Raw genomic sequence first — 25,677 nt, 5'->3', positions numbered from 1 at the left:
TCCTTCTAGTTGATCAGTTTTAATATGGACAATTTAAACTTGCTAAACGGGGCATAGCGAATAGATGCATCCAATTTGTAACTTCTGTGCATCACGGCTTTACTATGACTAAAAGTATCAAAACCCGCTTTACCGTGGTAAGCCCCCATTCCACTTGTGCCCACGCCGCCAAACGGTAAGTCATGACTTGCCATAAAAATACTGGTGTCATTGATACACAAAGAACCACTTGAAACCTGATCAACAAACGCTTGTTCAAAGGCCTTGTCTTCGGTAAACACATAAGCAGCCAGTGGCTTAGGGCGTTGTCTTACAAAATCGATTAGCTGATGTTTATTGTCGAGCGCTAAAACCGGTAATAATGGACCAAATATCTCTTCATTCATAATAATTGAATCAAGTGAAGGATTTTTGATGATAGTAGGTTGTACAAAACGATTATCTAGATCAACCTCACCGCCAAACACCACTTCTTGGCCTTCGATATAACTGGCCAGTCGTTCTGCGTGTCTACGATTGATAATTCTACCGATGTCTTTGTTGTCTTTGTGACATTCACCATACTGCTCCTTATAGGTCTTAACAAGGATGTCGATGAACTTGTCTTGGTACTCTTTTTCGATAAGGACATAATCTGGGGCGACACAGGTTTGCCCTAAATTCATCATTTTGCCCCATACAATCCTACGCGCAGCCACTTCTAAGTTAGTCTTACCGTCTATTACACATGGGCTTTTTCCACCTAACTCAAGTGTAACAGGTGTTAGGTGTTTGGCCGCGGCTGCCATTACAATTTTACCAACTTGTTCGCCACCAGTGTAGAAGATCTTATCAAATGGAAAAGTCAGCAGTTCAGTGGTTTCATCTTTTGCGCCTTCTACAACGGCGAATGCCGATTGGTCCAAATACTTGGGCAGTAACTCTGCAATCAGACTCGAAATCGCGGGTGCGAGCTCTGAAGGCTTCACGATTGCGCAGTTACCTGCTGCAATTGCAGCCACAAGGGGTGCTAGCGTCAGTTGAAAGGGGTAGTTCCACGCTCCGATTATCAACACTGTGCCCAAGGGCTCGGCTTTCACATAACTAGCACCCGGTTGAGCAAGCATTGGCATTGGCCGCTTTTGCGGCTTCATCCATTTTTTTAAGCGTTTTTTCGTGTCTTTAATATCCGAGATCAAGAAACCCGCTTCGGTTAGCCATGCTTCGGTTTTGCACTTGCCTAAATCTGCAAACAAAGCTTGTTCGATCAAAGCTTTGTTGTCTTCGGTCATCTTTTGAAGTTGAGAGAGTTGCTCTATTCGCCATTCGTAGGTTTTAGTCACTTGTGACATAAAAGTCGATTGCAGTGCCAAAAACTGCTTGTGACTTTCTGAATCGCTCACGCGTTGAGTAACTTGACTGATGTTTACCACGTTTTGTTCTAGCATCTGAGATCCTCTTAACTGCTTTATGGTAAAACACTAACAAAAATGCCGACAAAAGTCGGCATTTTTCAAGAATCACTTGCTAAGTTGTGGTTTGAACCAATTACAGTAATTTAGCTAGCTAGTCGATGCTTAGTCTTTCAGTATTTAACTACCGCAACACTCGCGTCAAAAACCACTTATGCAAATGGGTTGCGCAGTACCATCGTTTCAGCTCGGTCCGGCCCAGTTGAAACAATATCAATGGGTACTTCAGTAAGCTCTTCTAGGCGTTTGATGTAATCGCGTGCAGCTTGTGGCAGTGCGTCAATTGAAGTTGCCCCTACTGTATTGTCACTCCAGCCTGGCATATCTTCATAAACGGGTGTCACCAATTCGTAGCCTTCTGCCGCAAGTGGTGGAACCGCACTGACGTTACCATCAGCATCTTTATAACCAGTACATATACGAAGCGTCTCTAGACCGTCTAAAACGTCTAGTTTTGTCAAACAAAAGCCAGTGATTGAGTTCAGTTGTACTGCACGTTTCATGGCAACTGCATCAAACCAACCAGTGCGACGTTTACGACCCGTTGTCGCACCAAACTCATGACCTTTGACACCCAAATGTTGGCCAACTTCACAATCTAGTTCAGTTGGAAAAGGACCAGAACCAACACGTGTTGTGTATGCTTTAACAATACCCAACACATAGTCGATGTTTAATGGACCAAAGCCAGCACCTGTGGCAACACCGCCAACTGTTGTATTTGAAGATGTAACATATGGATATGTGCCATGATCGATATCAAGCAAGGTGCCTTGGGCGCCTTCAAACATGATTGCTTTATCTGTCTTGCGGGCTCTTTCCAATAAATCAGTAACATCAACGACCATAGATTTAAGTAAATCAGCAACATCTAGCGCTTGTTTGAGTACAGTATCGTAGTCGACTGCTTCAACTTTATAGTACTCGGTTAGCATAAAGTTGTGATAGCTAAGCACTTCTTTTAACTTGCTTGCGAATAATTCTGGATTGAATAAATCACCAACGCGTAATCCGCGACGAGATACTTTATCTTCGTACGCAGGACCAATGCCACGGCCAGTCGTGCCAATCGCTTTATTGCCACGAGCCGCTTCACGAGCGAGATCAAGTTCGATGTGGTATGGCAAGATAAGAGGGCAGGCTTCGCTGATTACCAGTCTTTCTTTCACTGGTACGCCACGTGCTTCAAGCATTGCCATTTCTGTTAGCAGGGCTTCTGGGCTCAGCACCACCCCGTTGCCAATCACACAGGTTACGTTTTCACGCAAAATGCCTGATGGGATAAGGTGTAATACGGTTTTCTCGCCTTCGATTACTAGGGTGTGACCTGCGTTATGTCCGCCTTGGTAGCGAACTACATAAGAAGCTTGATCAGTGAGTAGGTCAACGACCTTTCCTTTACCCTCGTCACCCCATTGGGTGCCGAGCACAACAACATTTTTAGCCATGAAATATAACAATCAGAAAATTAGGCGCGAATTCTACAAAAATCCGCGCAAAAAATCATCCTGAAATCACGGCTAATACGCTAAAGCCCTAAATAAAATAGAATTTAATATAACAGGCTATAGATCTTGCGTCGGTATTGAGACTTTAATGGCTCTCCGTCTGGCAATGCGTTGATCATATCCAGTGTCACTTTTTTAGCATCACCAAAATTGAGATCTTGTTTTAAAACAGCAAGCAATAAAACCAAAGCGTCTTCTGTTTTGTTTGCTTGATGTAATTGAATCGCTAATTTTACTTTTAGTTCAAGGTTGTCAGGTTGTTGGGCGAGCTCGGCCTCTAATGCTTTGATTTCTGGTGATTCTGCTGCTTGTTCAGCTAGCTCGACTTTCCCGACGATAGACTGATAGTAGGTATCTTGGTCAACCAAAGTAATCGTCCCTAGTAGCGTTTTTGCTTGGGTAACTTGACCATTTTCGATAAAACAATCAGCCATCAGCAATTTTGCGGCCCCTAACTCAGGTGCAAGCTCGTATGCTTGCTTTGCAATACTGTATGCTTGTTGATAGTCGTTGGCTTGCACCAGTTCTTGTGCTTGGGCTAATAACAGTTCTTCAGGTTTAGGTAGGTGCTTTTCTAACAATTCGCGCACTTGTGCATCAGTTTGAGGACCTGCAACACCATCAAGTGGCCGACCTTCTTTGACTAAAATCAGTGTCGGAAGACCTTGTACGCCAAATTGTCCGACTATTTCTTGTTGCTGCTCGACGTCGACTCTGGCAAGTATAAGTTGCTCACCATACTCAGATGCAATACCTGTTAAGATGGGGGTAAGCTGCTGACAAGCTTCACTTTGTTGTGCAAAAAACTGCACTAAAATCAGCTTACTTTGACTGTCTTCCATCATCACTTGCTGAAAATTTTCAAGCGTTAAATCAATTATATTTGAATTCATAGACTCGGCTTTTGTTTGGTTTTTTATCTGCTTTACAGTATTGTGATAAAAATAAGTTTTTCAATGTCTATTTGTTGCTAGGACATTGCTAAAGGAAACACTAGTGACCATTAAGCTTGAATAAAAGAAGCGAGCAAAATAAGAAATAAAGAAGAGGCAATCATGGACAACAAATTTCAAAGCTTTAAAGAATTTTATCCTTACTATCTGCAAGAGCATAGCAATCCCACCTGCCGATTAATGCACTTCATAGGTTCGTGCCTTGTGTTGGTGACAATTTTTTATGCTGTCTACACCAACCAACTCGTTTATTTATGGCTTATTCCGGTCATCGGATATGGATTTGCTTGGGTGGGGCACTTTTTTTATGAGCACAACAAACCGGCTACTTTTACGTATCCGTTTTATTCGCTATTGGGCGATTGGGTGATGTTTAAGGATATACTGGCAGGTAATATCGATTTTAAACGATAAGCGTGGCTATTGAGGTTTAGCTCTCAACAGATTGAGCTTGCTCAATAGCCTTAAATAAATGGCGCTTAGTGAACGGCTTTTTAAGATGTTGATGCATACCAACTTGTTTACACGCTTCTATCGTTTCATCAAAAGCATCAGCAGACACGGCAATTATCGTGGGTTCTTTTTTGAGGTTGGTTAAGCTTAAGATTTCCGTAGAAGCTCTGTAACCGTCTTTGACCGGCATATTTAGGTCCATCAATATAACGTCATAGTCTTTATTCAATATTGAAAACGCCAGCGCCTCTTGCCCATCGGCTGCCAAGTCAATGTGAGAGCAATGTCCTTGTAGCATGCTATTGGCTATTTCACGGTTGATTTCATTGTCGTCAACGACAAGTACTTTGCCAAATTGCATTTGTTTTTCAGTTTGACTCTCCTCTTGATCACTGTCACCAGAATCTATACGCTGTGCTCGCAAAATTAGCGGACAAGAAATGGCCACCGATGTCCCAACGCCAGCCTCAGATTGCACATCTAAACCATGTCCTAATTCGCCACATAAACGATTCACGATTTCTAAACCTAAGCCAGTACCAGCTTCATCTTCTCGATTCTGATTCTCTTGTTGATAAGGTTTAAAAACGCCATCAACATCATCGATACCACGACCAGAATCAATCACCGATATCAGCACATTTTGCTCTTGAGTAACCACTTTTAACTCGACAAACCCGCTGCTGGTAAACTTAATCGCGTTATTGACCAAGTTAGAAATGATTTGCGTCATCCTAATTTTGTCGGTTTGAATCGCTAATTGCTCGATTCTTTTAGGCCCAGATACTTTAAACTCAAGTCCTTTTGCATGCGCCCTAGCTTGATACAAGTTAGCAACGTAGTTAATTATTTCGTTGACTGGGACGGGCTCGACGCTTACCGATAATTTATCATCATTCAGTTTTGATAAGGTCAGTAGATCATTGAGTAAGGTTAGTAACTGGTCACCGCATGCAGATATCGTCTCTAATGTAAGCGATAGCTCAGTGTCTTTATTCTTTTCTTTTAAAATGTCAGTTAAACCAATGATACCGTGCAAAGGTGTTCTGATTTCATGTGACATTCTGGCAAAAAACAACTCTCTGGATTTAATGGTTTCGAGTAGTTTTTCTTCTGTGTGTTTGAGTTCGGTAATATCGGTATGTGCACCTAGCATACGCACGGCCTGGCCGTCATCATTTCTTATCGCGATGCCACGACAGCGAACCCACACGGTATGGCCTTTTGCATGGGTATATCTGACTACTTGGTCGTAGGGGTGGTTAGGATCTTCACAATGCTTAGTAAAGTTTTCAAACGCGACCTGCAAATCTTTCTGATTGATGATGTGCTGCCACTCAGAGGCTAGGTGTTGTTTTTCGCTGGGATCATAACCCAAAGTTTGCCAAAACTTTGGGCTCATCCACTCGTGCTCAGGCATCTCAAGGTCCCAGTACCACATACCGTCAAGGCTTGAATGTTCGATAAATTCAAAAATATCGGCATTGCTTTGTATCAGTTGATACAGTTCTTGTTCAAGCCTGTGTTGCATAGCGCCACGTTTCCTTAATATAAAATACTGCTTACAAAACTATCCTTTTGTAAGTTTAAGTACTTTGCCGTCAGGTGCATCTGTCAGTAAGTATAGCGCACCATCTGGCCCTTGCACGACATCTCTGATTCTATCTTCACGTTCCGTTAATAGCTCGTTTTGAGCGACCACTTTACCCTCTTCCATTTTCACGTGATGCAGGTGTCTGAATTTTAACGATCCCATAAATACATCCCCTTTCCATTCGGGGAATTCGTCACCAGTATAAAAAGTCATGCCGCTGGGTGCAATAGACGGAACGTACTTTACTAACGGTTGTTCCATACCATCCATTTCTGTTTTATCTGTAATGATAGAGCCATTGTAGTTAACACCATAGGTAATGGTTGGCCAGCCATAATTTTTACCAGCGCCTAAGATATTGATCTCATCGCCACCTTTTGGACCATGCTCATGAGTCCAGACTTCACCTGTTTGTGGGTGTAAAGTCATGCCTTGTACGTTTCGATGACCGTATGAAAAGACTTCAGGTGCTTTGCCATCTAAAAATGGATTATCGCTTGGTACAGTGCCATCTTTATTCAGCCTGACGACTGTACCGATATGATTGTCTTTATTCTGCGATTCTTCTTTTTTAGAGCCACGGTCGCCTAACGAAATAAACATGTAACCATCGCTATCAAACACAATCCTGCAGCCAAAGTGATGCGCACTATCTACTTTTGGCAGCATCTCAAAAACTTGCGTCACATTTTGCAAAGATGCGCCATTGAGTGTGCCTCTAAAAACCTCGCTGCCTCTGCCATCTTCACCTTCCACTGACATGCAAATATATACGTGGCGATTACTATTAAAATCCGGATCAACAGCAATGCCTAATAAGCCGCCCTGCCCAACTACCGCGGCTTTAGGAACTCCTGAGATCGCTGGGGAAAGTTGACCGGTTTTTGACATCAAACGCACCCCACCAGCACGTTCAGTAATCAATGCATCGCCACTTGGTAAAAAAGCCATGCCCCAAGGGTGCTTTAAACCAGAAGCGAGCTCTTCAACTTTAATTTGAGTTGCAAAAGTAAGTGCACTGAACACACATGAGACAGCACATGCCGCTAGGCCAATAAATTTTTTCACCGATTAAACTCCAAATTTTTTTCTTTTAACTGTTGTGGGCTACTGAGCTCTTGTAAATAGCATGCTCTTATAAATAGCATGCTTCGAATATGGCTTACAAAGTTGCTCTTAACATCCACGCTGTTTTTTCATGAACGCGCATTCGATCACCAATTAGGGCTGCGCTAGATTCATCATCTGCTTCTTGGGCTAGTACTAATGCCGAACGGCATGTCTTTACGACAGACTCGTGAGCACGGGTTAAAATAAGTACCATATCACTTGCATCGGGTACACCGTCGACCTCTTTGATGCTGCTTAATTCTGCAAAGGCTCTGTAAGTCCCTGGTGCGGCCACGCCTAATGTGCGGATACGCTCAGCGATATCATCTACAGCAATTGCTAATTCTGTATAATGCTCTTCAAACATCAGGTGTAGCTCTCTAAATTGAGGGCCGGTCACGTTCCAATGGAAATTATGTGTTTGTAAATAAAGGGTGTAAGAATCCGCCAACAGTTTTTTCAATCCCTCAGCAATGGCTAAACGGTCTGTTTCGGTAATACCAATATCAATTTGACTCATTATTCGTCCTTTAGAATTAATTTAGGTTTCTTGCGTCTTTTACGTTGACCAACAAAGTTAGTTCATCACGGTTTTTAAAACGAAGTGTTAGCTCAAAACTATCACCGTCGTTCAATGGTTTTTTTAGACCTAGTAACATAATATGCTTACCACCAGGCCGAAATTCAAGCGTTTCGCCGACATCCACGTTAACGCCATCGACCATCTCTTGCATTTGCATCATACCGTCATTCATCGCCATATCATGCAGTTGAACTTCATCTGCCAAATCGCTTGGCACCGAGGCAGATAAAAGCGAAACGTCTGTTTCGGTCTGATTGTTAAGGGTTAAATATACTGCTCCTGTTTGAGCCATTGCAAAAGTTGCTCTTGCCCACACATCGGTCACTTCAAATGTTGATGTTTTGTTGGCGCTAACTGCGTCTGTATTCGCCGTGTGTTCACTACTCTGTGGTGAACAGGCTGTCAGCAATAAAAATACAAGCCCGCAGATAAAAATTTTTGCCATCAAATTACTCCTTTTTGATCACTGTACTTAAAACAACATACTCAAGGCCTAACCATAAGTTTAGTCGGTTTTGTATGTTCTACAAAAAAACGGCCAAGCTAAATTAGCAATGGCCGTTACACACTCTACTTAGGAATCACATATTCTGACAAGTCTTAAGACAGGCTATTTGTTTGCATGGTCTCTTACTAATTGGTCCATAAATCGAACACCCCAGCCTTGACTGCCTTTAGGTGCAATGTCTTTGCTTGCATCTAACCAGTCAACGCCTGCAATATCCAAGTGCACCCAAGCTAAGTCTTCATCGACAAAGGTACCTACCACCGCTGCGCCAATACTCGCGCCAGGGTTACCCGCGCCTGAATTTTTAATATCTGCGATCGGTGACTTGATTTGTTCAAAGTGATTTTCGTGCAAGGGAAGCGGCCAAACATGCTCGCCTGAGCGCTTGCCCACGTCCATCATCTGTGTGGACAATTCGAAATCTCGGGTGATCACTGCTGCATATTCATCACTAAGTGCCCTTGCTGCAGACCCCGTTAGGGTTGCTATATTAAGCAACAAACTAGGTTTAAATTCTTGTTGAGCGTAATAAACAGCATCGGCCAAAATTAAGCGCCCCTCGGCGTCTGTACTCATAATCTCAATGCTTGTTCCTTGCATCGTTTCAAGCACGTCACCTGGGCGGATTGCATCTTGGCTTGGCATATTTTCAGCAAGTGGCATCACACCTACTAAATTGATGTTTTCACCTCGTTGAGCAGCGGCATACAAAGTACCCGCAACGGCAGCAGCACCAGATAAATCAGACTTCATTGCCCACATACCGGAGTTGCTTTTAAGACTAATTCCACCGGTATCAAATGTAATGCCCTTGCCAGCAAGTGCGATTGGTGCAACGTCTTTATCCGCACCTTTATATTCAATGACTAACATACGCGGATCGTTGATTGAGCCTTTTCCAACGCCCATCAATGCCCCCATGTTGTTCTTTTTCATGTCACGAACATCTAATACATCGATATCGACATTTTTGACGCCTTTAAACTTGGCTTTTACTACATCAACAAAGGCTTGCGGATACATATTTTTACCGGGTTCGGTTGCTAAATCACGAGCCAGATGTACACCATCTGCAACGTGAATCAAGTCTTGTTGAAACAGCTGATTTGCTGCTTGCGCTTTTTGTGTGAGTAAATTTACCTGTGAAATGCCTTTACTTTTTTCGTTTTATAACGATCAAAGCTATAGTGACGCAAATCATAGCCCAATGCGATATAGGCACTGGGGGTCGCCACATCTGTCATCAGGTTATCCACTGCAATATTGATATTGAGCACTTCATCAACTGAAGCCAGCTTACCAGCAATCACGCCGCCTAAATCTTGTAACTCAGGCGCATCTAATCCATCTTCATCGTGCGAACCTACTAACAAGACGGAATCAAACCCTGCGACCATTTGAAGATGTAAGGTACTTCCCTTTTTTGCTTTAAAATCATTCAATTCAATTAGCTTGGAAATAGCGCCTTGTGATGCTTGGTCAAGCTTGGCTGCTTCACCGTCTAAATTGCTGACATCATCAACAAACACAACGTGAGTGGTTGCAGCCGCAGCCGCTTCATTAGAAAACGTAAAACTTGCCTCACTGTGAGCGAAGACTGAAACAAAAGATAAACCTAACGCAACTGCTATTGGCTTTAAACTCATGAAAGCATTCCTTATTAGTAAATTTTAAAAATTTGACGGACGAATCGTACAAATTAATCACACTAATAAAAATACTGTTTAAATTGGGAGAAGGATCGGGAAAACCGAAGTATTCTAAAAACAAGAAAATTAAGGAATGGTGCCGACTGCCGGAATCGAACTGGCGACCTACTGATTACAAGTCAGTTGCTCTACCAACTGAGCTAAGTCGGCACACAAGGTGCGCTTCGTTGTAGCGAAGCGATGCGTATTGTATTCAAGCCACTCAAAGAGTCAAGCATATAAATGACTAAAATGACTGTTTAACTATTTTTTAAACGTTTTGCTTCTTCGTTTAGCTGCGGAAAATGCGTCATGGGTAAAAACTTTGTTAAGGCTAGCAGGCTTGCACCCAAATTTTGATGTGAATCTGCGACGACATTAATGTGACCCATTTTTCTTTTAGCTCTGACTGTTTTGCCGTATAAGTGCAAATGGGTATTATCAAGCCCCAACAATCCATTATCGATATCATCACACCCGATAATATTTACCATTGCGCTGACGCCATAGGTGCCAACACTGCCTAGTGGTAAGCCAAGCACTGCGCGAATATGTTGCTGAAACTGGCTTGTGTGGCAACCTTGTTGCGTCCAGTGGCCTGAGTTATGTACCCTTGGCGCAATTTCGTTGACCAATAGTGTTTCACCGCACTGAAATAGCTCAACAGCTAGCACCCCAACATAATCCATTGCTTCACTTAACTTAGTGAATATTTCATTAGCTTGAGTCTGTAAGCTTTCATCAATTTGCGTAGCAGGTGCGACTGAGACATGCAGTTGGCCTTCGTGGTGAAGGTTTTCAGCGATACTAAAGCATCTTATTTGTCCCTGCTTATTTCGCGAACCAATCAAAGAGATTTCGCGATCAAAAGCTAGCATTTTTTCGGCGACTAGCGGCACTTTATCTAAATCAAGTGCTTGAAATTCTTTAATTAATGCTTGAAGTTGGCTTTTTGAGGTCAGTCTCCATTGACCGTATCCATCATATCCATCTCGGCTCGCTTTAAAAATAATGCGTTCGCCCAAGCGTTCAGTTATTCCGTCCAGTTGTTGGACAGTGCGGATAATTTCATGCTCACAATTAGCGATACCATAAGCTTGTAAAAGCGCTTTTTCTCGAACGCGGTCAGCACCTGCGAGGATAGAGTCGATATTAGGGTATAGTTTTCCACTATTAGATGCATGCTTTAAGAGATGCTCAGGGACATGTTCAAACTCAACTGTAAGCGCATCTGCTTGAGTAATCGCATCGTTTAAGGAGATATCCAAGATGCTTTTGTCGAGTGGATTAACAACGCTTTCGGTGTTGACGTCTACCGCTTGTACGCTTACGCCTAGAGGCGCAGCCGCAAGGTACATCATTTGCGCAAGCTGACCAGAGCCGTAAACTAATACTTTCATGCATCTAATTCCAAGGTTTGATTGGCTAACACGGTATCCGTTTGTTCCTTCCTAAACTTAATGATGTTGTCGCGTACCGTTTCATCGTGTAAGGCAATCACTTGCGCAGCAAGCAAACCTGCATTTGCAGCACCTGCTTCGCCTATAGCCAAGGTACCAACAGCTACCCCTTTAGGCATTTGTACAATTGAAAGTAAGGAGTCTAAACCGCTTAATTGACTTGAACGCACTGGACAACCGAATACAGGCAAATGTGTGTGAGCAGCGATCATACCTGGTAAGTGAGCTGCGCCACCTGCACCGCCAATAATGACTTGAAAACCTTGTTCAGCCGCAGTTTCGGCAAATTCTGTCAGAAGGTTGGGTGTTCGGTGAGCCGACACCACTTTAGCTTCAAAAGAAACACCTAAGGTTTTAAGCATCAATGCAGCGTTTTGCATGGTTGGCCAGTCTGAGCGAGAGCCCATCACGATTGCAACTTGTGGCATAGTTTGATTTCACTTTTTTGCTTGTATGCGACTTAGTTTATCGCAGTATTAAAAAAGCACGTTATTATACTGAATAACGTGCTTTTGGATACTTAAAATTGTTAGTTCTAGCACATCAAGGCTAAATAAGACTTATTTGTTCGCGTTCATATAGTCCATGGTCATATTAGTTAGCAATTTAACACCTAACTTCATACCGCTATCATCAACAAAAAACTCAGGGGTGTGATGAGCCGGAGATTCTTCCTCAGGCACGTCAAGCGGTTTTCCACCTACCCATAAATAAACACCTGGCACTTTTTCTTGGAAGAAAGAAAAATCTTCTGCCCCTGTTACTGCTTTTGAATTAATCACATTTTCAGCACCAGCGGTTCTCACTAAAGTTGGCAGGACTTCATCCATTAGCTCATGGTCGTTAAAGGTAATTGGGTAGTTGTAGTCCAATGGCAAGGTGACTTCGACTTCAGCTCGCATGCTATCAGCAATACCTTTAGCCTTGCGCGGTATCGCTTCATACATATGATCACGTGCCGCTTTGTTTAACGTACGTATTGTGCCTATCATCGTGACTTCATTTGGAATAATGTTTGAGCGATTACCACCATGGATAGATCCCACAGTCACCACAGCAGCGTCGTCGATTACTTTAATTTCACGGCTGACTACTGTTTGTAAGCCCATAATGATCTGGGCTGCCGTCGTAATTGGATCAACGCTTTTCCAAGGGTAAGCACCATGAGCTTGCTTGCCCTTTACTACAATTTTGAACGGATCAACGGCCGCCATAATGCCGCCATGACGATATCTAACTTTTCCTACATCTGTATTTGCACTGATATGTAGGCCAAATATCACGTCAACATCTGGGTTTGTAAGCACGCCCTCTTCGACCATAACCTCAGCGCCACCGCGCTCGCCAGCCGGCGCTCCTTCTTCTGCAGGCTGAAAGATAAATTTAACCTTGCCATGTAAATCCTCTTTCATTTCAGTCAGTATTTTTGCAGCGCCCATCAACATAGCCATGTGTGTATCGTGACCACAAGCATGCATCACTGGGACTTCGTTACCATCTAACATGCCTTTTTGTTGTGAACGAAACGGTAAGTCATTTTGTTCGGGTACAGGCAGGCCGTCCATATCGGCGCGAAGCGCAACGGTAGGGCCAGGCTTTCCTGAGTCAAGTACCGCTACCACACCCGTAATAGCCACACCTGTTTGTACGTCCAAGCCCAAAGAGCGCAGATACTTTTCAATATACTTTGCCGTTTCAAATTCGCGGTTCGATAGCTCTGGATATTGATGCAAATGATGACGCCACTTAATAACTTGTGGTTCAATTTTATCCGCCATTTTTGCAACAGGGTCGGCGAATGCTGAAAAACTTGAAAAAGTCATCGCAACAGCGATAGGTAATAGACGTTTTAGCATAATAATCTCTGCGTTGTTTTTATTATTTCAGTAACAATATCGCAGAAACTGTTACTTTAACAGTCTGCTGAATGATGAGCGTAGTTTAATGTATTTAGAGTTGGATATAAGTCAAGACAACGCTAAGTGAATACAAGCGGCGCCAAAAAAATCGCGATGCACGATAAAATGACCAATCCCATTAAGTTGAGAAGTACACCTGCTTTGGCCATATCAGGGATACGCATTACCCCTGTTGAGAACACAATCGCGTTAGGCGCTGTTGCAACGGGCAACATAAAGGCACAACTTGCCGCGAGCGTGACAGGAATACACAAAATAAGAGGGGAGATATCCAGTTCAAGCGCAACGGCAGCCACAACAGGTAAAAATGTCGCTGCGGTTGCTAAATTACTAGTCAATTCAGTCAAGAAAATTACCATCGCAGTTGCCGCTATTATCAAAGCAAAAATACCAATGCTGCCAATAGGTGAAATTGCGTAACCAAGCCATTGAGCCAATCCACTTTGCGAAACCGCGGCAGCCAATGACAGTCCACCACCAAATAGGATAAGCACTCCCCAGGGAAGTTTAGAAACATCCTCCCACGCAAGTAAAGATCTACTATTTGGCATACCTGAAGGAATGACAAATAAAAGTAGAGCGGCTGTCATGGCAATCCCAGCATCTGATAAGTTGGAAAGCCCTAAGTATGACGAAGCAGGTTTTCTCAACATCCACGCCAACACCACCAGAGCAAATAAAAGTGCAACGCGTTTTTCTGCTGTAGTCATCACGCCCAAAGACTGCTTTTGCTCACTAAGAAAACGCATGGCAGCAGGTGAACTTGGCATGTCGACTTTAAAAGCAAGCTTAGTCAACACCCACCATGCCAGTGGAAGCATACAACACATTAGTGGCACACCAACCATCATCCATGTAGCAAAGGTAATCGTCATTTGATAATTTTCTTGCATAAAAGCGGCGAGTAAGGCGTTAGGAGGCGTGCCTATTATTGTGCCCATTCCACCAATGGTTGCGGCAAATGCGATTGACAAGAGCATTGCTTTTTTAAAATCACTATGTTGTTTAACATTTAATTGAGGGTTGTTATCAACCAATACTTTTGCGATAGAAAGCGCGATAGGCATAAGCATCATCGTCGTTGATGTGTTTGTCATCCACATCGACAATATCGCTGTCACCACCATAAAACCTGCAATCAAGCGAACGCCGTTTGTGCCAGTTAAAAGTAAAATATTTAACGCAATACGTTTGTGTAATTGCCAACGTTCGATAGCAATTGCTAGTAGAAATGCCCCCAAAAACAAATAGATAATTGGGTTAGCATAAGAAGATGCTGCTTCAGAAATAGGTCTGATATTTAAAAATGGTAATAAGACCAATGGCATAAATGCGGTAGCGGGTACAGGAATAGCTTCTGTCGCCCACCAAATTGCCATCCAAAGCGCTAACGCTGCAACTTTCCATGCATCACTTGGCATAATTGACTGCTGCTCACTAAATACAAGCATAATAATTGCTAAAACTGGCGCTAAAACCAAGCCTACTTTTTGATAAGTAGCCATTTGTTCATGATTATTGTGCTCAGCTTGTTGCTGAGTCGATGCACGTAATGTTGGATTCAAAATGTAGCCCAGTAATTCGGTTAAGCTAACACTATCAATAGTTCAGGTGGATTTCAAAATATCCATTTTTAATTCAAAGCGACGGTGCTCCACCTTCAATTTCCCTTAATACACATTGACACTATTCTGTAATACTTTAGCCACCAAATTGTCACCTAAGCGTCTAAATTTATTCAAATTTTGTTAAGCAAACTGCCACATAAACTCATTATGGTTAGCGCCGTTAAAACACACTATTTACAATTTAGGGACATCACTATGAAAATCAAATTGAGTTTAATCTCACTTGCATGCCTGAGTGCATGGCAACAAAGTGCAATAGCAGAAACATCTGAAATGGAAACCGCCAAAGATGATGTTGAAATAGAAAGTATTCAGGTCATTGGACGCAGTGTTTCTTACGCTAACAACGAAAGCACGCAAGATATGGTTAAGCAACAAAGCGCAATGACAAGTATCTTAGCAGCAATTGATAATTTACCCGGGGTACTTATCAATGAAGGCGATACCTTCGGTTCTGATGATTGGTCAACAACTGTCTCGATCAGAGGTTTTCAAATTAGTTTAGATGAACAACAAGTAGGCATCACCGTAGATGGCATCGCAAATGGAAATTCAAACTATGGTGGCGGAGCAAAAGCAAATCGCTATATTGATACTGATAATTTAGGCTTTATCCAAGTCTCTCAAGGTACAGCTGATATTGCATCACGTTCGAACGAAGCCCTAGGTGGAACGTTAAACTTTACCAGTATTAACCCCACTGAAGATGAGCATTTGGTTACCAGTATCACCTTAGGAGATTTTGATGCTCAACGATATTTCATGCGCTACAACAGTGGTGAGATATTCGGCAATACGCGTATGTGGTTAAGCGCCTCTAACCAAACAAATACAGATTGGGTCAACCAATCTGGAGAAAACAAGAAGTTGCATATCGCCAGTAAATTTATCAGCGAGCTGAGTGATGACCTCACGTTAACAGGTTACTTTTCTTATGACGATGCTGAAGAAGACAACTATCAACGTGTTTCAAAAGCACAATTTGAAACCAATCCTGAATCAGATGGTTTGTTGGCAGAATGGACGGGCATCCCTCATATAGATCAAGTCTATCGTAAAGGCTGGTCAACACTCAGAGAAAACACTAAGCATCTATCTATCCTACACAGATAATGAATCAACATATAAATCAGTTCCCGATGCAGTCGCGACACTACTGGGCATAGAAGTGGGAGAAGAAGTACATGGCTCAGTAAGTGATCAGTTTGTTGTATCACTTGATTGGGAACGCAATCAATATTTTGCCGGCTTATCTACAAAACATGTGGGTGAACGCGCAATCAATAGCGCGACGACAGCTGATGCCTATACAGTCAGCGATGCCTACTTAGGTGTAGATGTCGAAACTGGCGTAAGTGGAATAAAAAATATGCAGATTCGAATGACGATTAACAATTTGTTTGATGAGAATTATCTAGGTGGTATTGCCGGTCAATCTGCTTGGATAGGAGCGCCAAGAACTGCAGCAGTTAACTTACGATTCGAGTTCTAATAGGATCCAAGTATTTAATTTTTGCTAATAAACTCAATAAAAAAGGAGCCTTAGGGCTCCTTTCTTCGAGACTTTTGACGCTTATTCTGCGCTAGTGTCGTCTACCAATACTTTGATATCGTTGAACGACTTAGAAAAATCAGAGATGTCTTTACCGTTACACTTGATAGACCCGTTCAAAATGCCGTGCTTTTGACGAGCAGCTTTTTCGCCCATTACAACTGAATCTAAGCAAAGCTGAGACTCAGGGCTACGGTCTACAGAAGTCAAAGACACGATACGAATCGCAGTATCTTCTTTTAGTGCCAATTTATTTTGATGTTTTTTTGCAAAAGACTTAAATGTAAGGCCGTTGCACGACGTTGTAGCAAACAAGCTTCTTATATTTACATCATTCTCTTTTGCCAAAGCACGAACGGCATCTAAACCTTCGGTCGCTGCGACATAACACGCGTTAGTTTCAAAACGATCATCTGCCTTTTCAAACTTAGCCGCGTTAGCGTTTAAAGATGCGAAAGAAAGAGTTACGGTTGCTGCCAGTGCTAAATACTTCATATGAACCTCAAAAATTATTAATCAACATTAGTTTTTTCGCCTGAGCGAATAGAGCGCATTATCAACATAATTTTTGAAAAGAGAAGTAAGGATGGGCGTGTAAAAATATACCTATGTATTAGTGAAAAATAAAACTTAAGTACTATTTTTGAATTTTTGTATATAAATCAATAAAAAAGCCCGCTGATGTGGGCTTTTTGTATATTCGCTTAATTAAGCTCTTAACTCTTTTGTCGCTTCATTGCTTCAAAGAATTCATTGTTCGTTTTGCTCATTGACAAACGTCCAATTAAAAATTCCATCGCATCTATCTCTGTCATTTCATGCACAATTTTACGCAGTATCCACATTTTCTGTAGCTCTTCTTGCGTCGTCAAAAGCTCTTCACGGCGAGTACCAGAGCGATTAAAGTCGATTGCAGGGAATACACGCTTTTCCGCAATTTTGCGATTTAAGTGCAGTTCCATGTTACCCGTCCCTTTAAACTCTTCGTAGATAACTTCATCCATTTTTGAACCAGTATCTATTAGGGCCGTTGCGATAATAGTAAGACTACCACCTTCTTCCACATTTCTTGCCGCGCCAAAGAAGCGTTTTGGTTTATGTAGGGCATTTGCGTCAACACCACCCGTCAACACTTTACCAGATGATGGTATCACTGTGTTGTAGGCGCGAGCTAAACGCGTAATAGAATCAAGCAAAATCACAACATCTTTTTTATGCTCAACTAATCGCTTAGCTTTTTCGATCACCATCTCTGCAACCTGCACATGACGGCTAGCGGGTTCGTCGAAAGTTGAGGCAACTACCTCTCCTTTCACCAATCGTTGCATTTCAGTAACTTCTTCTGGTCGTTCATCAATCAATAGCACCATCAATTGACATTCTGGGTGATTTGCTGAGATAGATTGGGCAATATTTTGAAGTAGAAGTGTCTTACCTGCCTTTGGTGGGGCGACGATCAAGCCTCGTTGACCACGGCCAATTGGGGATGCTAAGTCCAAGACACGCGCCGTTATATCCTCTGAACTGCCGTTACCACGCTCAAGTCTAAAGCGCTCATTCGCATGAAGCGGCGTCAAATTTTCAAACAAAATCTTATTGCGAGAGTTTTCAGGCTTATCAAAGTTAACTTCACGTATCTTTAATAGTGCAAAGTAACGCTCACTATCTTTTGGCGGTCTAATCTTCCCGGCGATCGTGTCACCAGTGCGCAAATTAAATCGCCTAATTTGACTCGGCGATACATAAATATCATCTGGACCAGCTAAATACGAGCTATCTGCAGATCTTAAAAAACCAAAACCGTCTTGAAGAATTTCTAAAACACCATCACCAAAGATGTCTTCACCACCCTTAGCATGTGATTTTAGAATTGAGAAGATAATATCTTGCTTTCGTGCCCTAGCTAGGTTTTCTAAACCCATATCTTCTGCTAATTTGACGAGTTCGCTGATTGGTTTGCTTTTGAGTTCTGTTAAATTCATAGTGGTGGGGTCTTTTTGTTTCGGCTAGCCTTGCTGAGTCGTCTTTTGAGTTACTTGCAACTGCGGTAGCCTTTTCAAAGATATTTCTCTTTAGTTAATGACTTAATTGAAGTTTTTAAACTTGTAGTGTTTGCACTCTAAGTAACAAAGGCAGCTTTACCGTGTTATTTAATGTACACAACCGCACGATGCGACTGGAATCATTACTGAGGATGCGAAAATAGGTTCACTCGGATGAGTATGGTGTAACGTTAGCACCTAAAGAAGTTATCGTCCAGCTTTACAAAAAAATAACTTTTATTTGGCGTTATTTTTATCATCACTCAAACTAAATGATTACTGAAGCAAATAAAGAAAAACCATTTCACTACGAGAGAGAAATGGCTTTATCACATCGAATTGCTATGAACTTAAATGTTTTCGTTCAAGAATTCTTCTAATTGCGTTTTAGATAAAGCACCGACTTTGGTAGCAGCAACCGCACCATCTTTAAACAGAAGTAATGTTGGAATACCGCGAATACCGTATTTTGGTGGTGTTTCATTATTTTCATCGACATTGAGCTTACCAACTGTTACCTTGCCGTCATAGTCGGTCGCGATCTCTTCTAAGATTGGCGCGATCATTTTACACGGGCCGCACCATTCAGCCCAAAAATCAACCAGCACAGGACCGTTAGCATTGATTACATCGGCTTCGAACTTATCGTCACTTAATGTGATAATTTTGTCGCTCATTCTTTTCTCCAAATTTGGTCTTTTGCTGACTTCTTTCAGCATTACCTGTAGTGTTAATAGAAACTGTTTTTAATGCAAGCAATGATAAGCTATAAGCTATGCCAACAACACATTTAACTGATACGTCTTTTTCTGATTTACCGATTCATCCAACTGTATTAGCAGGCTTGGAAGAAGCAAACTTCAACCAATGCACACCGATACAATCGATGAGCTTACCTCAATTATTAGTGGGACAAGACATTGCTGGGCAAGCCCAAACAGGTACCGGCAAAACCATCGCATTTTTGGTCGCTACCTTTCATCACCTGATGACAACGCAAGCCAGACCTGCAAATCCAAACAAACCCACGCCAAGAGCCATCATCATGGCACCAACGCGTGAATTAGTGGTGCAGATATTTAATGATGCTGAGTTACTTAGCAAACACACCGGCTTGTCACTTGGTTTGATTTATGGGGGCGAAGGTTACGAAAGTCAACGCGAAAAACTAAATTCTGGTGTTGATATCGTAATTGGTACTACTGGCCGTATCATCGATTACTACAAACAAGATATATTTTCTCTTGAAAACATACAAGTAGCAGTACTCGACGAAGCTGACCGCATGTTCGATCTTGGGTTTATAAAAGACATTCGCTACCTATTTCGTCGTATGCCACAACCTAGCGAACGCTTGAGTATGCTATTTTCAGCGACCTTGAGCTTTAGAGTGCAAGAGCTCGCATATGAACACATGAACAATCCAACACATGTGCAAATCGAACCTGAAAAGAAAACTGCCACTCGCGTAAGCGAAGAATTGTTTTATCCATCAGACACAGACAAGCCTTTGTTATTACTAACGCTTTTGGAAGAAGAGTGGCCAGATAAAGCAATTGTTTTTGCCAATACAAAATATGGCTGTGAAACAGTGACAAATTGGCTGCTTGCCGATGGTCATCGAGCAGGAATGCTAAGTGGCGATGTTCCACAAAAGAAACGCCTAAGCATTTTAGAAGACTTTACATCCGGAAAGCTTGATATTCTTGTTGCGACCGATGTCGCCGCTCGAGGTCTTCATATCGATAAAGTAACGCATGTATTCAACTATGACTTACCTGATGATGCCGAAGACTATGTTCATCGAATAGGTCGAACAGGTCGCGCAGGTGAAAGTGGAATAGCAATCAGCTTTGCGTGTGAAAAATATGCAATGAACTTGACTGCGATCGAAGACTACGTAGAGCATCAAATTCCAGTAACGGATTACAATCCAAATAACCTTCTTGAAGACGTTAAGGCACCGAAGCATAACGCAAGAAGACCAAGAGGCAGAACAGGGAATCGTTCAGGTGGAAGAGATAGTCGCGGCGGTAAACCAAGAAACCATAATCGTAATAAATAGGCACTAACGTGGTAATTCAGTCATTGCCAAGCAGCTTTATGGAAGATGAATATTACGCGGCTGTCGATTTAGGCTCTAACAGCTTTCATATGGTGATTGTGCGTTTATTGGGCGGCAGTGTTCAGATTATCAGTAAAACCAAGCAAAAGGTGCGTCTAGCCGCAGGCTTGGATGATGATAACCGCCTAAGCGACGAGGCCATTGCTCGTGGACTCTCTTGCCTCGAAACGTTTAAAGAAAAGCTCAGCGATATTCCACCTGCCAATGTCAAAGTTGTCGCAACTGCAACTTTGCGGCTGGCTATCAATGCAGAGAAATTTTCTAACGAAGCGGAAAAAATCCTTTCCACACCAATTAACATCATTAGTGGTGAGGAAGAAGCTAAGCAGATTTACCTTGGCGTAGCCTATACGTCGGCTAATCAAGGTAACACATTAGTGATTGATATTGGCGGTGCAAGCACCGAAGTAATTATTGGCAGAGATATGCAACCGGTGCACTTGGCCAGCTTCAACATGGGTTGCGTCACCTTCATGGAACAGTTTTTTGAAGGTGGAATTCTCAATCAGGAAAACTTTACTGCGGCTGAAGCTAAGGCCAATGAACTATTGAGCGCTCAATCTGATATGTTTTTGTGTTTCGATTGGCAGCAGTGTTTAGGTGCTTCAGGAACGCCACAAGCGGTTACTAGCATACTGATAAAACAAAACATTAATGACGCTATCAAGTTAGATTACCTATATAAACTCAAAGCACAGTGCATCAAATGTGGCCATATTGACGCGCTCAAAATTGAAGGCTTAGAAGAAAGCCGTCGAATCATATTCCCAAGTGGTTTGGCTATCCTAATCGCTTTATTTGAAACACTAGCAATTAAGAATATGCAAATCGCTGGCGGTGCACTTCGCGAAGGCATTATTTATGGCATGCTTGATAACTTCCAACGAACAGACCGAAGAACTCAAGGAATTGAGAGCCTTAGCGAACGTTTTCATATCGATCGAAAACATGCTAGACGCGTCAGATTAATGTCAATCAAGCTAATACGTCAATTGTGCGGCCAAAGTGACTTTTGTGATCTTGATACCGAATCGATCGTTGCAACTGCGGCCTCATTGCATGAAGTAGGCTTGCATATTGGCTACAAAAATCACAATGAACATGGTGCATATATACTCACACACACAGATTTGACAGGTTTCACCCAACTCCAACGAACTTTTATCCGAGACCTCGTTGGTTTACATCGGCAAGAAATTGATATGGCAGTGCTTGAAACCTACGAAGATGATATGCGGAAAATGCTAGAAAACGCTTTACGAGTACTCAGAGTAGCCGTTATCTTGTGTACGCGACGAAAAGACGAGCACATACCTCAACCAGACTTAATTATCGACGCTCAGGGTAACTGGGGGCTGAAATTTGCAAAAGGTATCCTTAGTGCTCATCCAATTGTACAAGCTGAATTAATTCAAGAAACATGGTTACAACATAAGGTAGGTTGGACCTTAAAGTGCCATTAAGGTATAGAAAATGGCTACTGCGACGCATTACTCACCTTATACCAAGTCACTATCCAACCCGTCGATGCCAATGCACCCAGCGCTAATACTTCGTAGTAAGGCCGCTCAGAAAGGGCAAATATGCAGGTTATAAGGGTAATCGCTAAACTGACCTGCCCTAAAAACTGCGTCTTGCGACTTCGCCTTACAGCTTGCATATATTGCTCGTGTTGCATTTGGCTTTGCAGTGGTAATGATTTTACTGTGCGCAAACTATCGTGCAACAAGTCTGGCATATCAGGCAGTTTTTCAGACCAAAAAGGGAGATTTTCGTAGATACGTTTATACAGTGCTTTTGGCCCCATTTGATCTTTCATCCAGCGCTCTAGAAACGGCTTTGCCGTCTGCCACAGATCTAATTGTGGGTACAACTGACGCCCTAGGCCTTCTACGTATAACAACGTTTTTTGCAACAATACAAGCTGTGGCTGAACGACCATATTAAAACGTCGGGCTGTATTAAATAGCTGAAGCAGTACATTACCAAAAGAGATATCTTCGAGAGGTTTCTGGAAAATTGGCTCGCAAACGGTGCGGATCGCCATTTCAAAGTCATCTATATTGGTTTCGGCGGGTACCCACCCGGAATCCACATGAAGTTCAGCAACTTTGCGATAATCTCGATTAAAAAATGCCAAGAAATTTTCTGCGAGATAGCGCTTATCCTCTTTATTTAATGTGCCTACGATGCCATAGTCAATGCCGATATACTTGGGGTTTTCTGGGTGCTCTGTAGAGACAAAGATGTTACCCGGATGCATGTCAGCATGAAAAAAACTATCTCGGAAAACTTGAGTAAAAAAGACTTCTACTCCCCGTTCAGCAAGTAACTTCATGTTAGTATTTTGTGCATGTAAAGCTTTGACATCAGAAACAGGGATTCCGTAAATACGCTCCATCACGACCACATTTTTGCGACAATAGTCACTGTAAAAATGGGGGACATACAACGCGTCGGAATCCTCAAAGTTACGTTTAATTTGGATGCCGTTGGCGGCTTCCCTAAGCATATCTAACTCATCTAGGATCGTTCGTTTATATTCTTGAACAACTTCAACAGGCCTCAATCGTCGCCCATCAGGTAACCACCGTTGTACAACCTTAGCGACACTTGCCAACAAATCAACGTCGGCTTCAATGGTTTGTCTGATATTAGGTCGGAGCACTTTGATCACAACGTCTTGCTTATCAAGCTTCAATTTAGCACTGTGAACCTGAGCTATTGAAGCTGATGCCAGTGGCTTTTCATCAAATTCGGAAAATAATACACTTAGATCACTGAGTTCTAGCGAGTCTTTTATTATTTGCTCTGCGATTTTTGAATCAAATGATGGTACATCATCTTGAAGATGAGAAAGTTCATTAGCAATATCTGCATTTAACAAATCACGCCTAGTAGAAAGCATTTGACCAAATTTAATATATACAGGCCCCAGCGCTTCTAAAGCCAAACGTAAGCGCCGGCCCTGAGTGTCTTTTTTATGTTGATTAGGTATCCAGAATATACACCTTCTAGCAAACCCTACATACCAAGGCCTAAATCGCTTTGGGATCAAGTCGTCTAGACCGTGTTGAAGCAACACTTTACCGATGTGATAAAATCGTTTTATTCGCACTAATGCTTACCTCTGACGCTAACACTCTCCAAGCGCTTAATTCTTGCTTCTAAACGCTCGGTATCACGTTTTATTTCATCAACTTCTTGATTAAAATTTTCAATCATAATGGCTCTCACTGCGACTGGCTTTTCATCTAACATAGCGTCTGTCAGCGTATCGATACCCAATTTGGCTTTGTTGAGCATGGCTTGATGGAACTGTTTGGCATTTTGAACAACAGTGTGCGCAGCCGCATCACCCAAATATTTTGAAAGTTCTTCTTCTAAATCGATATTCAGTGATTTAAACAACTCACCAAACTCCTGAGCAATTGATAGGTTGCCCTCAAAATCAAGTTTGTCAGCTTTGATGAGTTTTGTGATGTTATCTGTATCTTGAAGCTCAGGTATTGCAAACAACGAGAGCTTAATTCGACACTCATTACTGTTTAATTTTTCTGACGAATCAAAACTTTCTGGGGCACTAATCAATACCTGAGATTCTGTAAAAAGAAATTTAAGGGCAAAACCCAACTCGATTGGCAGTAACTCGCAACTTTTTCCAGCCAGCGCTTTCAAGCGCGTCTCGCTGCATTCATCCAATAACAATACTTTATTAACTACAAGCTCTAGGCCAGCAGATATTATCTGGGCAGTTGGCATTAAAACTTGAAGCCTCTGTGCAATGCTACGATCCCGCCGGTCAAGTTCTTATAAGAGGTCTGTTCAAAGCCGACTTCTTTCATCATGTCTTCGAGTGTTTCTTGGTCGGGGTGCATGCGAATAGACTCAGCCAGATACTTATAACTCTCAGCATCGTTTGCGACCAACTCCCCCATTTTGGGAAGTAAATGAAATGAATATGCATCATAGACTTTGCTCAACATTTCATTGGTTGGTTTTGAAAACTCCAACACTAACAAACGCCCACCCGGCTTAAGCACCCTAAAAATTGAAGCAAGAGCATTGCTCTTTTCGGTAACATTTCTCAATCCGAACGCAATCGTAACAAGGTCAAAGTGATTATCTGGAAAAGGCAAGGCCTCAGCATTTGCTTGTACATAATTTAGGTTGCCTAAAATCCCCATATTTGTCAGTTTTTCTTTGCCAACCATCAACATTGAGTGATTAATATCTGCCAGCGTAACCTGACCTTTTTCGCCCACAATACGACTAAATTTAGCGGCTAAGTCTCCTGTACCGCCTGCGAGATCAAGTACCTTTTGTCCAGCTCGCACGCCACTGCAGTCGATAGTATAACGCTTCCAGATACGGTGGATTCCAAGAGACATTAAATCGTTCATCACATCATATTTTGCCGCTACTGAGTGGAAGACTTCCGCTACCATGTTGGCCTTTTGGTCTTTGGCAACTTGTTTAAAACCAAAATGAGTTTTGTCATTATTGTCGTTGACGTTTTCTACGCTTATATCTTGATCTGTCATTGAATACTCATTGTCCGTGCAGGTGACTGTCTAGTCTATTCTTTAAGTTTAACTGATAGCGCTACTAAGCTGTAGAAATTACACGAAAAAAATCAATTTATTTATCTCGTAATGACTTTCAACTTTATTCAAGTAGACTACAGCGCATCATCTCATATATATAACGATCAAAGCGGATAAAATTTGCATGCAAACCTTAGATGAACTCATATCATTGCCATACGAACGACGCAAACAAGCTTTTGTTAATATAATAAAAGATACTCACGAGCTTTGGATATTAGCAGATCAAGACGGCGCGGTAATGCTAGTAGCTGAAGATGAAGACTGTATCCCAGTGTGGCCAAGTAAAGAAACAGCTGAAGTGTGGCAAGATTCTGAATGGCAAAACTGCACACCTCGTTGTATCAAGGTGAAAGATTGGCAAGAAAGGTGGACCAATGGCATGTTAGAGGACGATTTGTGTGTCGTGGTCTTCCCTGTTCCAGGCGAGTCTGCCATGACAATGTTTCCGGACGAATTTGATGCAATGCTCTCACCGCCCTAGCAAGTTGTTAGG

Annotated in this window: 24 protein-coding genes, 1 tRNA gene and 1 pseudogene; 6 read left to right on the top strand and 20 right to left on the bottom strand. The window is 42.3% G+C overall.

From position 1 onward, the window contains the following. Positions 1 to 5: 5 nt before the first annotated feature. From KUL10_RS05970 to KUL10_RS05960, 3 genes are all read right to left on the bottom strand, one after another. Positions 6 to 1,427, bottom strand: a complete 1,422-nt coding sequence (locus KUL10_RS05970) for an aldehyde dehydrogenase family protein (protein ID WP_110427974.1) — start codon at positions 1,425 to 1,427, stop codon at positions 6 to 8. A 176-nt stretch (positions 1,428 to 1,603) separates the two neighbouring features. Next, complete coding sequence (locus KUL10_RS05965; RefSeq protein ID WP_110427973.1) at positions 1,604 to 2,899, bottom strand: adenylosuccinate synthase; 1,296 nt, start codon at positions 2,897 to 2,899, stop codon at positions 1,604 to 1,606. A 104-nt stretch (positions 2,900 to 3,003) separates the two neighbouring features. After that, entirely contained in the window at positions 3,004 to 3,852 is an 849-nt protein-coding gene (locus KUL10_RS05960; protein WP_110427972.1) for a tetratricopeptide repeat protein, read from the bottom strand. 162 nt (positions 3,853 to 4,014) lie between these two features. On the opposite strand from KUL10_RS05960, the gene KUL10_RS05955 reads away from it, so the two are divergent. Then, positions 4,015 to 4,326 carry a DUF962 domain-containing protein gene (locus KUL10_RS05955; RefSeq protein WP_110427971.1) on the top strand — a complete coding sequence of 104 codons (312 nt, stop codon included), beginning with the start codon at positions 4,015 to 4,017 and terminating at the stop codon, positions 4,324 to 4,326. A gap of 16 nt (positions 4,327 to 4,342) precedes the next feature. Here KUL10_RS05955 and KUL10_RS05950 read toward each other — a convergent pair whose 3' ends face one another. The 11 genes from KUL10_RS05950 to KUL10_RS05905 all read right to left on the bottom strand — a co-directional run bounded on the left by KUL10_RS05950 (position 4,343) and on the right by KUL10_RS05905 (position 14,792). After that, positions 4,343 to 5,896, bottom strand: coding sequence for a PAS domain-containing hybrid sensor histidine kinase/response regulator (locus KUL10_RS05950; RefSeq protein WP_110427970.1), 1,554 nt, complete (start codon positions 5,894 to 5,896; stop codon positions 4,343 to 4,345). Between the two features lie 39 nt (positions 5,897 to 5,935). Continuing rightward, a complete protein-coding gene (locus KUL10_RS05945) occupies positions 5,936 to 7,027 on the bottom strand; it encodes a PQQ-dependent sugar dehydrogenase (protein WP_233499724.1) in 1,092 nt (363 codons plus the stop codon). 94 nt (positions 7,028 to 7,121) lie between these two features. Next, the gene (locus KUL10_RS05940; RefSeq protein ID WP_110427969.1) at positions 7,122 to 7,589 is read right to left on the bottom strand and encodes a Dps family protein; all 468 of its coding nucleotides are present in this window, start codon (positions 7,587 to 7,589) and stop codon (positions 7,122 to 7,124) included. Between the two features lie 16 nt (positions 7,590 to 7,605). Then, entirely contained in the window at positions 7,606 to 8,097 is a 492-nt protein-coding gene (locus KUL10_RS05935; protein ID WP_110427968.1) for a copper chaperone PCu(A)C, read from the bottom strand. 165 nt (positions 8,098 to 8,262) lie between these two features. Next, positions 8,263 to 9,246: a M17 family metallopeptidase gene (locus KUL10_RS18795; RefSeq protein ID WP_233499723.1), complete on the bottom strand. Its 984-nt coding sequence runs from the start codon at positions 9,244 to 9,246 to the stop codon at positions 8,263 to 8,265. 50 nt (positions 9,247 to 9,296) lie between these two features. Then, positions 9,297 to 9,806, bottom strand: a complete 510-nt coding sequence (locus tag KUL10_RS18790; RefSeq protein ID WP_233499722.1) for a M17 family peptidase N-terminal domain-containing protein — start codon at positions 9,804 to 9,806, stop codon at positions 9,297 to 9,299. Positions 9,807 to 9,943: 137 nt separating this feature from the next. Continuing rightward, positions 9,944 to 10,019, bottom strand: a tRNA-Thr gene (locus KUL10_RS05925). Between the two features lie 89 nt (positions 10,020 to 10,108). After that, positions 10,109 to 11,248 (bottom strand): 5-(carboxyamino)imidazole ribonucleotide synthase, encoded by a 1,140-nt coding sequence (locus tag KUL10_RS05920; RefSeq protein ID WP_110427967.1) that lies wholly within the window; start codon positions 11,246 to 11,248, stop codon positions 10,109 to 10,111. After that, positions 11,245 to 11,736, bottom strand: a complete 492-nt coding sequence (purE, locus tag KUL10_RS05915; RefSeq protein ID WP_110427966.1) for a 5-(carboxyamino)imidazole ribonucleotide mutase — start codon at positions 11,734 to 11,736, stop codon at positions 11,245 to 11,247. Before purE ends, KUL10_RS05920 begins: the two co-directional genes overlap by 4 nt. A 132-nt stretch (positions 11,737 to 11,868) precedes the next feature. Continuing rightward, complete coding sequence (locus tag KUL10_RS05910; protein WP_110427965.1) at positions 11,869 to 13,164, bottom strand: amidohydrolase; 1,296 nt, start codon at positions 13,162 to 13,164, stop codon at positions 11,869 to 11,871. 122 nt (positions 13,165 to 13,286) lie between these two features. Continuing rightward, a complete protein-coding gene (locus KUL10_RS05905; protein ID WP_373415174.1) occupies positions 13,287 to 14,792 on the bottom strand; it encodes a DASS family sodium-coupled anion symporter in 1,506 nt (501 codons plus the stop codon). A 258-nt stretch (positions 14,793 to 15,050) separates the two neighbouring features. Between KUL10_RS05905 and KUL10_RS18990 the strand changes: the two are divergent. Together KUL10_RS18990 and KUL10_RS18985 are read left to right on the top strand one after the other, a co-directional pair. After that, positions 15,051 to 15,938 (top strand): annotated as a pseudogene (locus KUL10_RS18990) (TonB-dependent receptor plug domain-containing protein); the annotation flags it as partial. 85 nt (positions 15,939 to 16,023) lie between these two features. After that, positions 16,024 to 16,347 carry a hypothetical protein gene (locus KUL10_RS18985; protein WP_373415173.1) on the top strand — a complete coding sequence of 108 codons (324 nt, stop codon included), beginning with the start codon at positions 16,024 to 16,026 and terminating at the stop codon, positions 16,345 to 16,347. A gap of 81 nt (positions 16,348 to 16,428) precedes the next feature. On the opposite strand, the gene KUL10_RS05895 is transcribed toward KUL10_RS18985, so the two are convergent. The 3 genes from KUL10_RS05895 to trxA all read right to left on the bottom strand — a co-directional run bounded on the left by KUL10_RS05895 (position 16,429) and on the right by trxA (position 19,126). Beyond that, the gene (locus tag KUL10_RS05895) at positions 16,429 to 16,902 is read right to left on the bottom strand and encodes an ABC transporter ATP-binding protein (protein WP_110427964.1); all 474 of its coding nucleotides are present in this window, start codon (positions 16,900 to 16,902) and stop codon (positions 16,429 to 16,431) included. Between the two features lie 221 nt (positions 16,903 to 17,123). Further along, positions 17,124 to 18,389 carry a transcription termination factor Rho gene (gene rho / locus KUL10_RS05890; RefSeq protein WP_110427963.1) on the bottom strand — a complete coding sequence of 422 codons (1,266 nt, stop codon included), beginning with the start codon at positions 18,387 to 18,389 and terminating at the stop codon, positions 17,124 to 17,126. A gap of 410 nt (positions 18,390 to 18,799) precedes the next feature. Next, positions 18,800 to 19,126: a thioredoxin TrxA gene (trxA, locus tag KUL10_RS05885; RefSeq protein WP_110427962.1), complete on the bottom strand. Its 327-nt coding sequence runs from the start codon at positions 19,124 to 19,126 to the stop codon at positions 18,800 to 18,802. A 98-nt stretch (positions 19,127 to 19,224) separates the two neighbouring features. Here trxA and rhlB point away from each other — a divergent pair, with 98 nt between their 5' ends. Both rhlB and KUL10_RS05875 read left to right on the top strand, forming a co-directional pair. Next, positions 19,225 to 20,514, top strand: a complete 1,290-nt coding sequence (rhlB, locus tag KUL10_RS05880) for an ATP-dependent RNA helicase RhlB (protein ID WP_110427961.1) — start codon at positions 19,225 to 19,227, stop codon at positions 20,512 to 20,514. Positions 20,515 to 20,552: 38 nt separating this feature from the next. Further along, the gene (locus KUL10_RS05875; RefSeq protein WP_110428048.1) at positions 20,553 to 22,037 is read left to right on the top strand and encodes a guanosine-5'-triphosphate,3'-diphosphate pyrophosphatase; all 1,485 of its coding nucleotides are present in this window, start codon (positions 20,553 to 20,555) and stop codon (positions 22,035 to 22,037) included. A 14-nt stretch (positions 22,038 to 22,051) separates the two neighbouring features. Here KUL10_RS05875 and ubiB read toward each other — a convergent pair whose 3' ends face one another. The 3 genes from ubiB to ubiE are packed head-to-tail and all read right to left on the bottom strand — an operon-like array spanning position 22,052 to position 25,118. Continuing rightward, entirely contained in the window at positions 22,052 to 23,692 is a 1,641-nt protein-coding gene (gene ubiB / locus KUL10_RS05870; protein WP_110427960.1) for a ubiquinone biosynthesis regulatory protein kinase UbiB, read from the bottom strand. Beyond that, positions 23,692 to 24,336: an SCP2 domain-containing protein gene (locus KUL10_RS05865; protein WP_110427959.1), complete on the bottom strand. Its 645-nt coding sequence runs from the start codon at positions 24,334 to 24,336 to the stop codon at positions 23,692 to 23,694. Before KUL10_RS05865 ends, ubiB begins: the two co-directional genes overlap by 1 nt. Then, the gene (ubiE, locus tag KUL10_RS05860; RefSeq protein ID WP_110427958.1) at positions 24,336 to 25,118 is read right to left on the bottom strand and encodes a bifunctional demethylmenaquinone methyltransferase/2-methoxy-6-polyprenyl-1,4-benzoquinol methylase UbiE; all 783 of its coding nucleotides are present in this window, start codon (positions 25,116 to 25,118) and stop codon (positions 24,336 to 24,338) included. The genes KUL10_RS05865 and ubiE overlap by 1 nt, the downstream gene beginning before the upstream one ends. A gap of 187 nt (positions 25,119 to 25,305) precedes the next feature. On the opposite strand from ubiE, the gene KUL10_RS05855 reads away from it, so the two are divergent. After that, complete coding sequence (locus KUL10_RS05855; RefSeq protein ID WP_110427957.1) at positions 25,306 to 25,665, top strand: DUF2750 domain-containing protein; 360 nt, start codon at positions 25,306 to 25,308, stop codon at positions 25,663 to 25,665. The last annotated feature ends 12 nt before the right edge of the window (positions 25,666 to 25,677 follow it).

The sequence above is a fragment of the Glaciecola sp. KUL10 genome (genome assembly GCF_003203515.1).
GTDB lineage: Bacteria > Pseudomonadota > Gammaproteobacteria > Enterobacterales > Alteromonadaceae > Glaciecola.
This window is presented reverse-complemented; position numbering and strand designations above follow the sequence as displayed.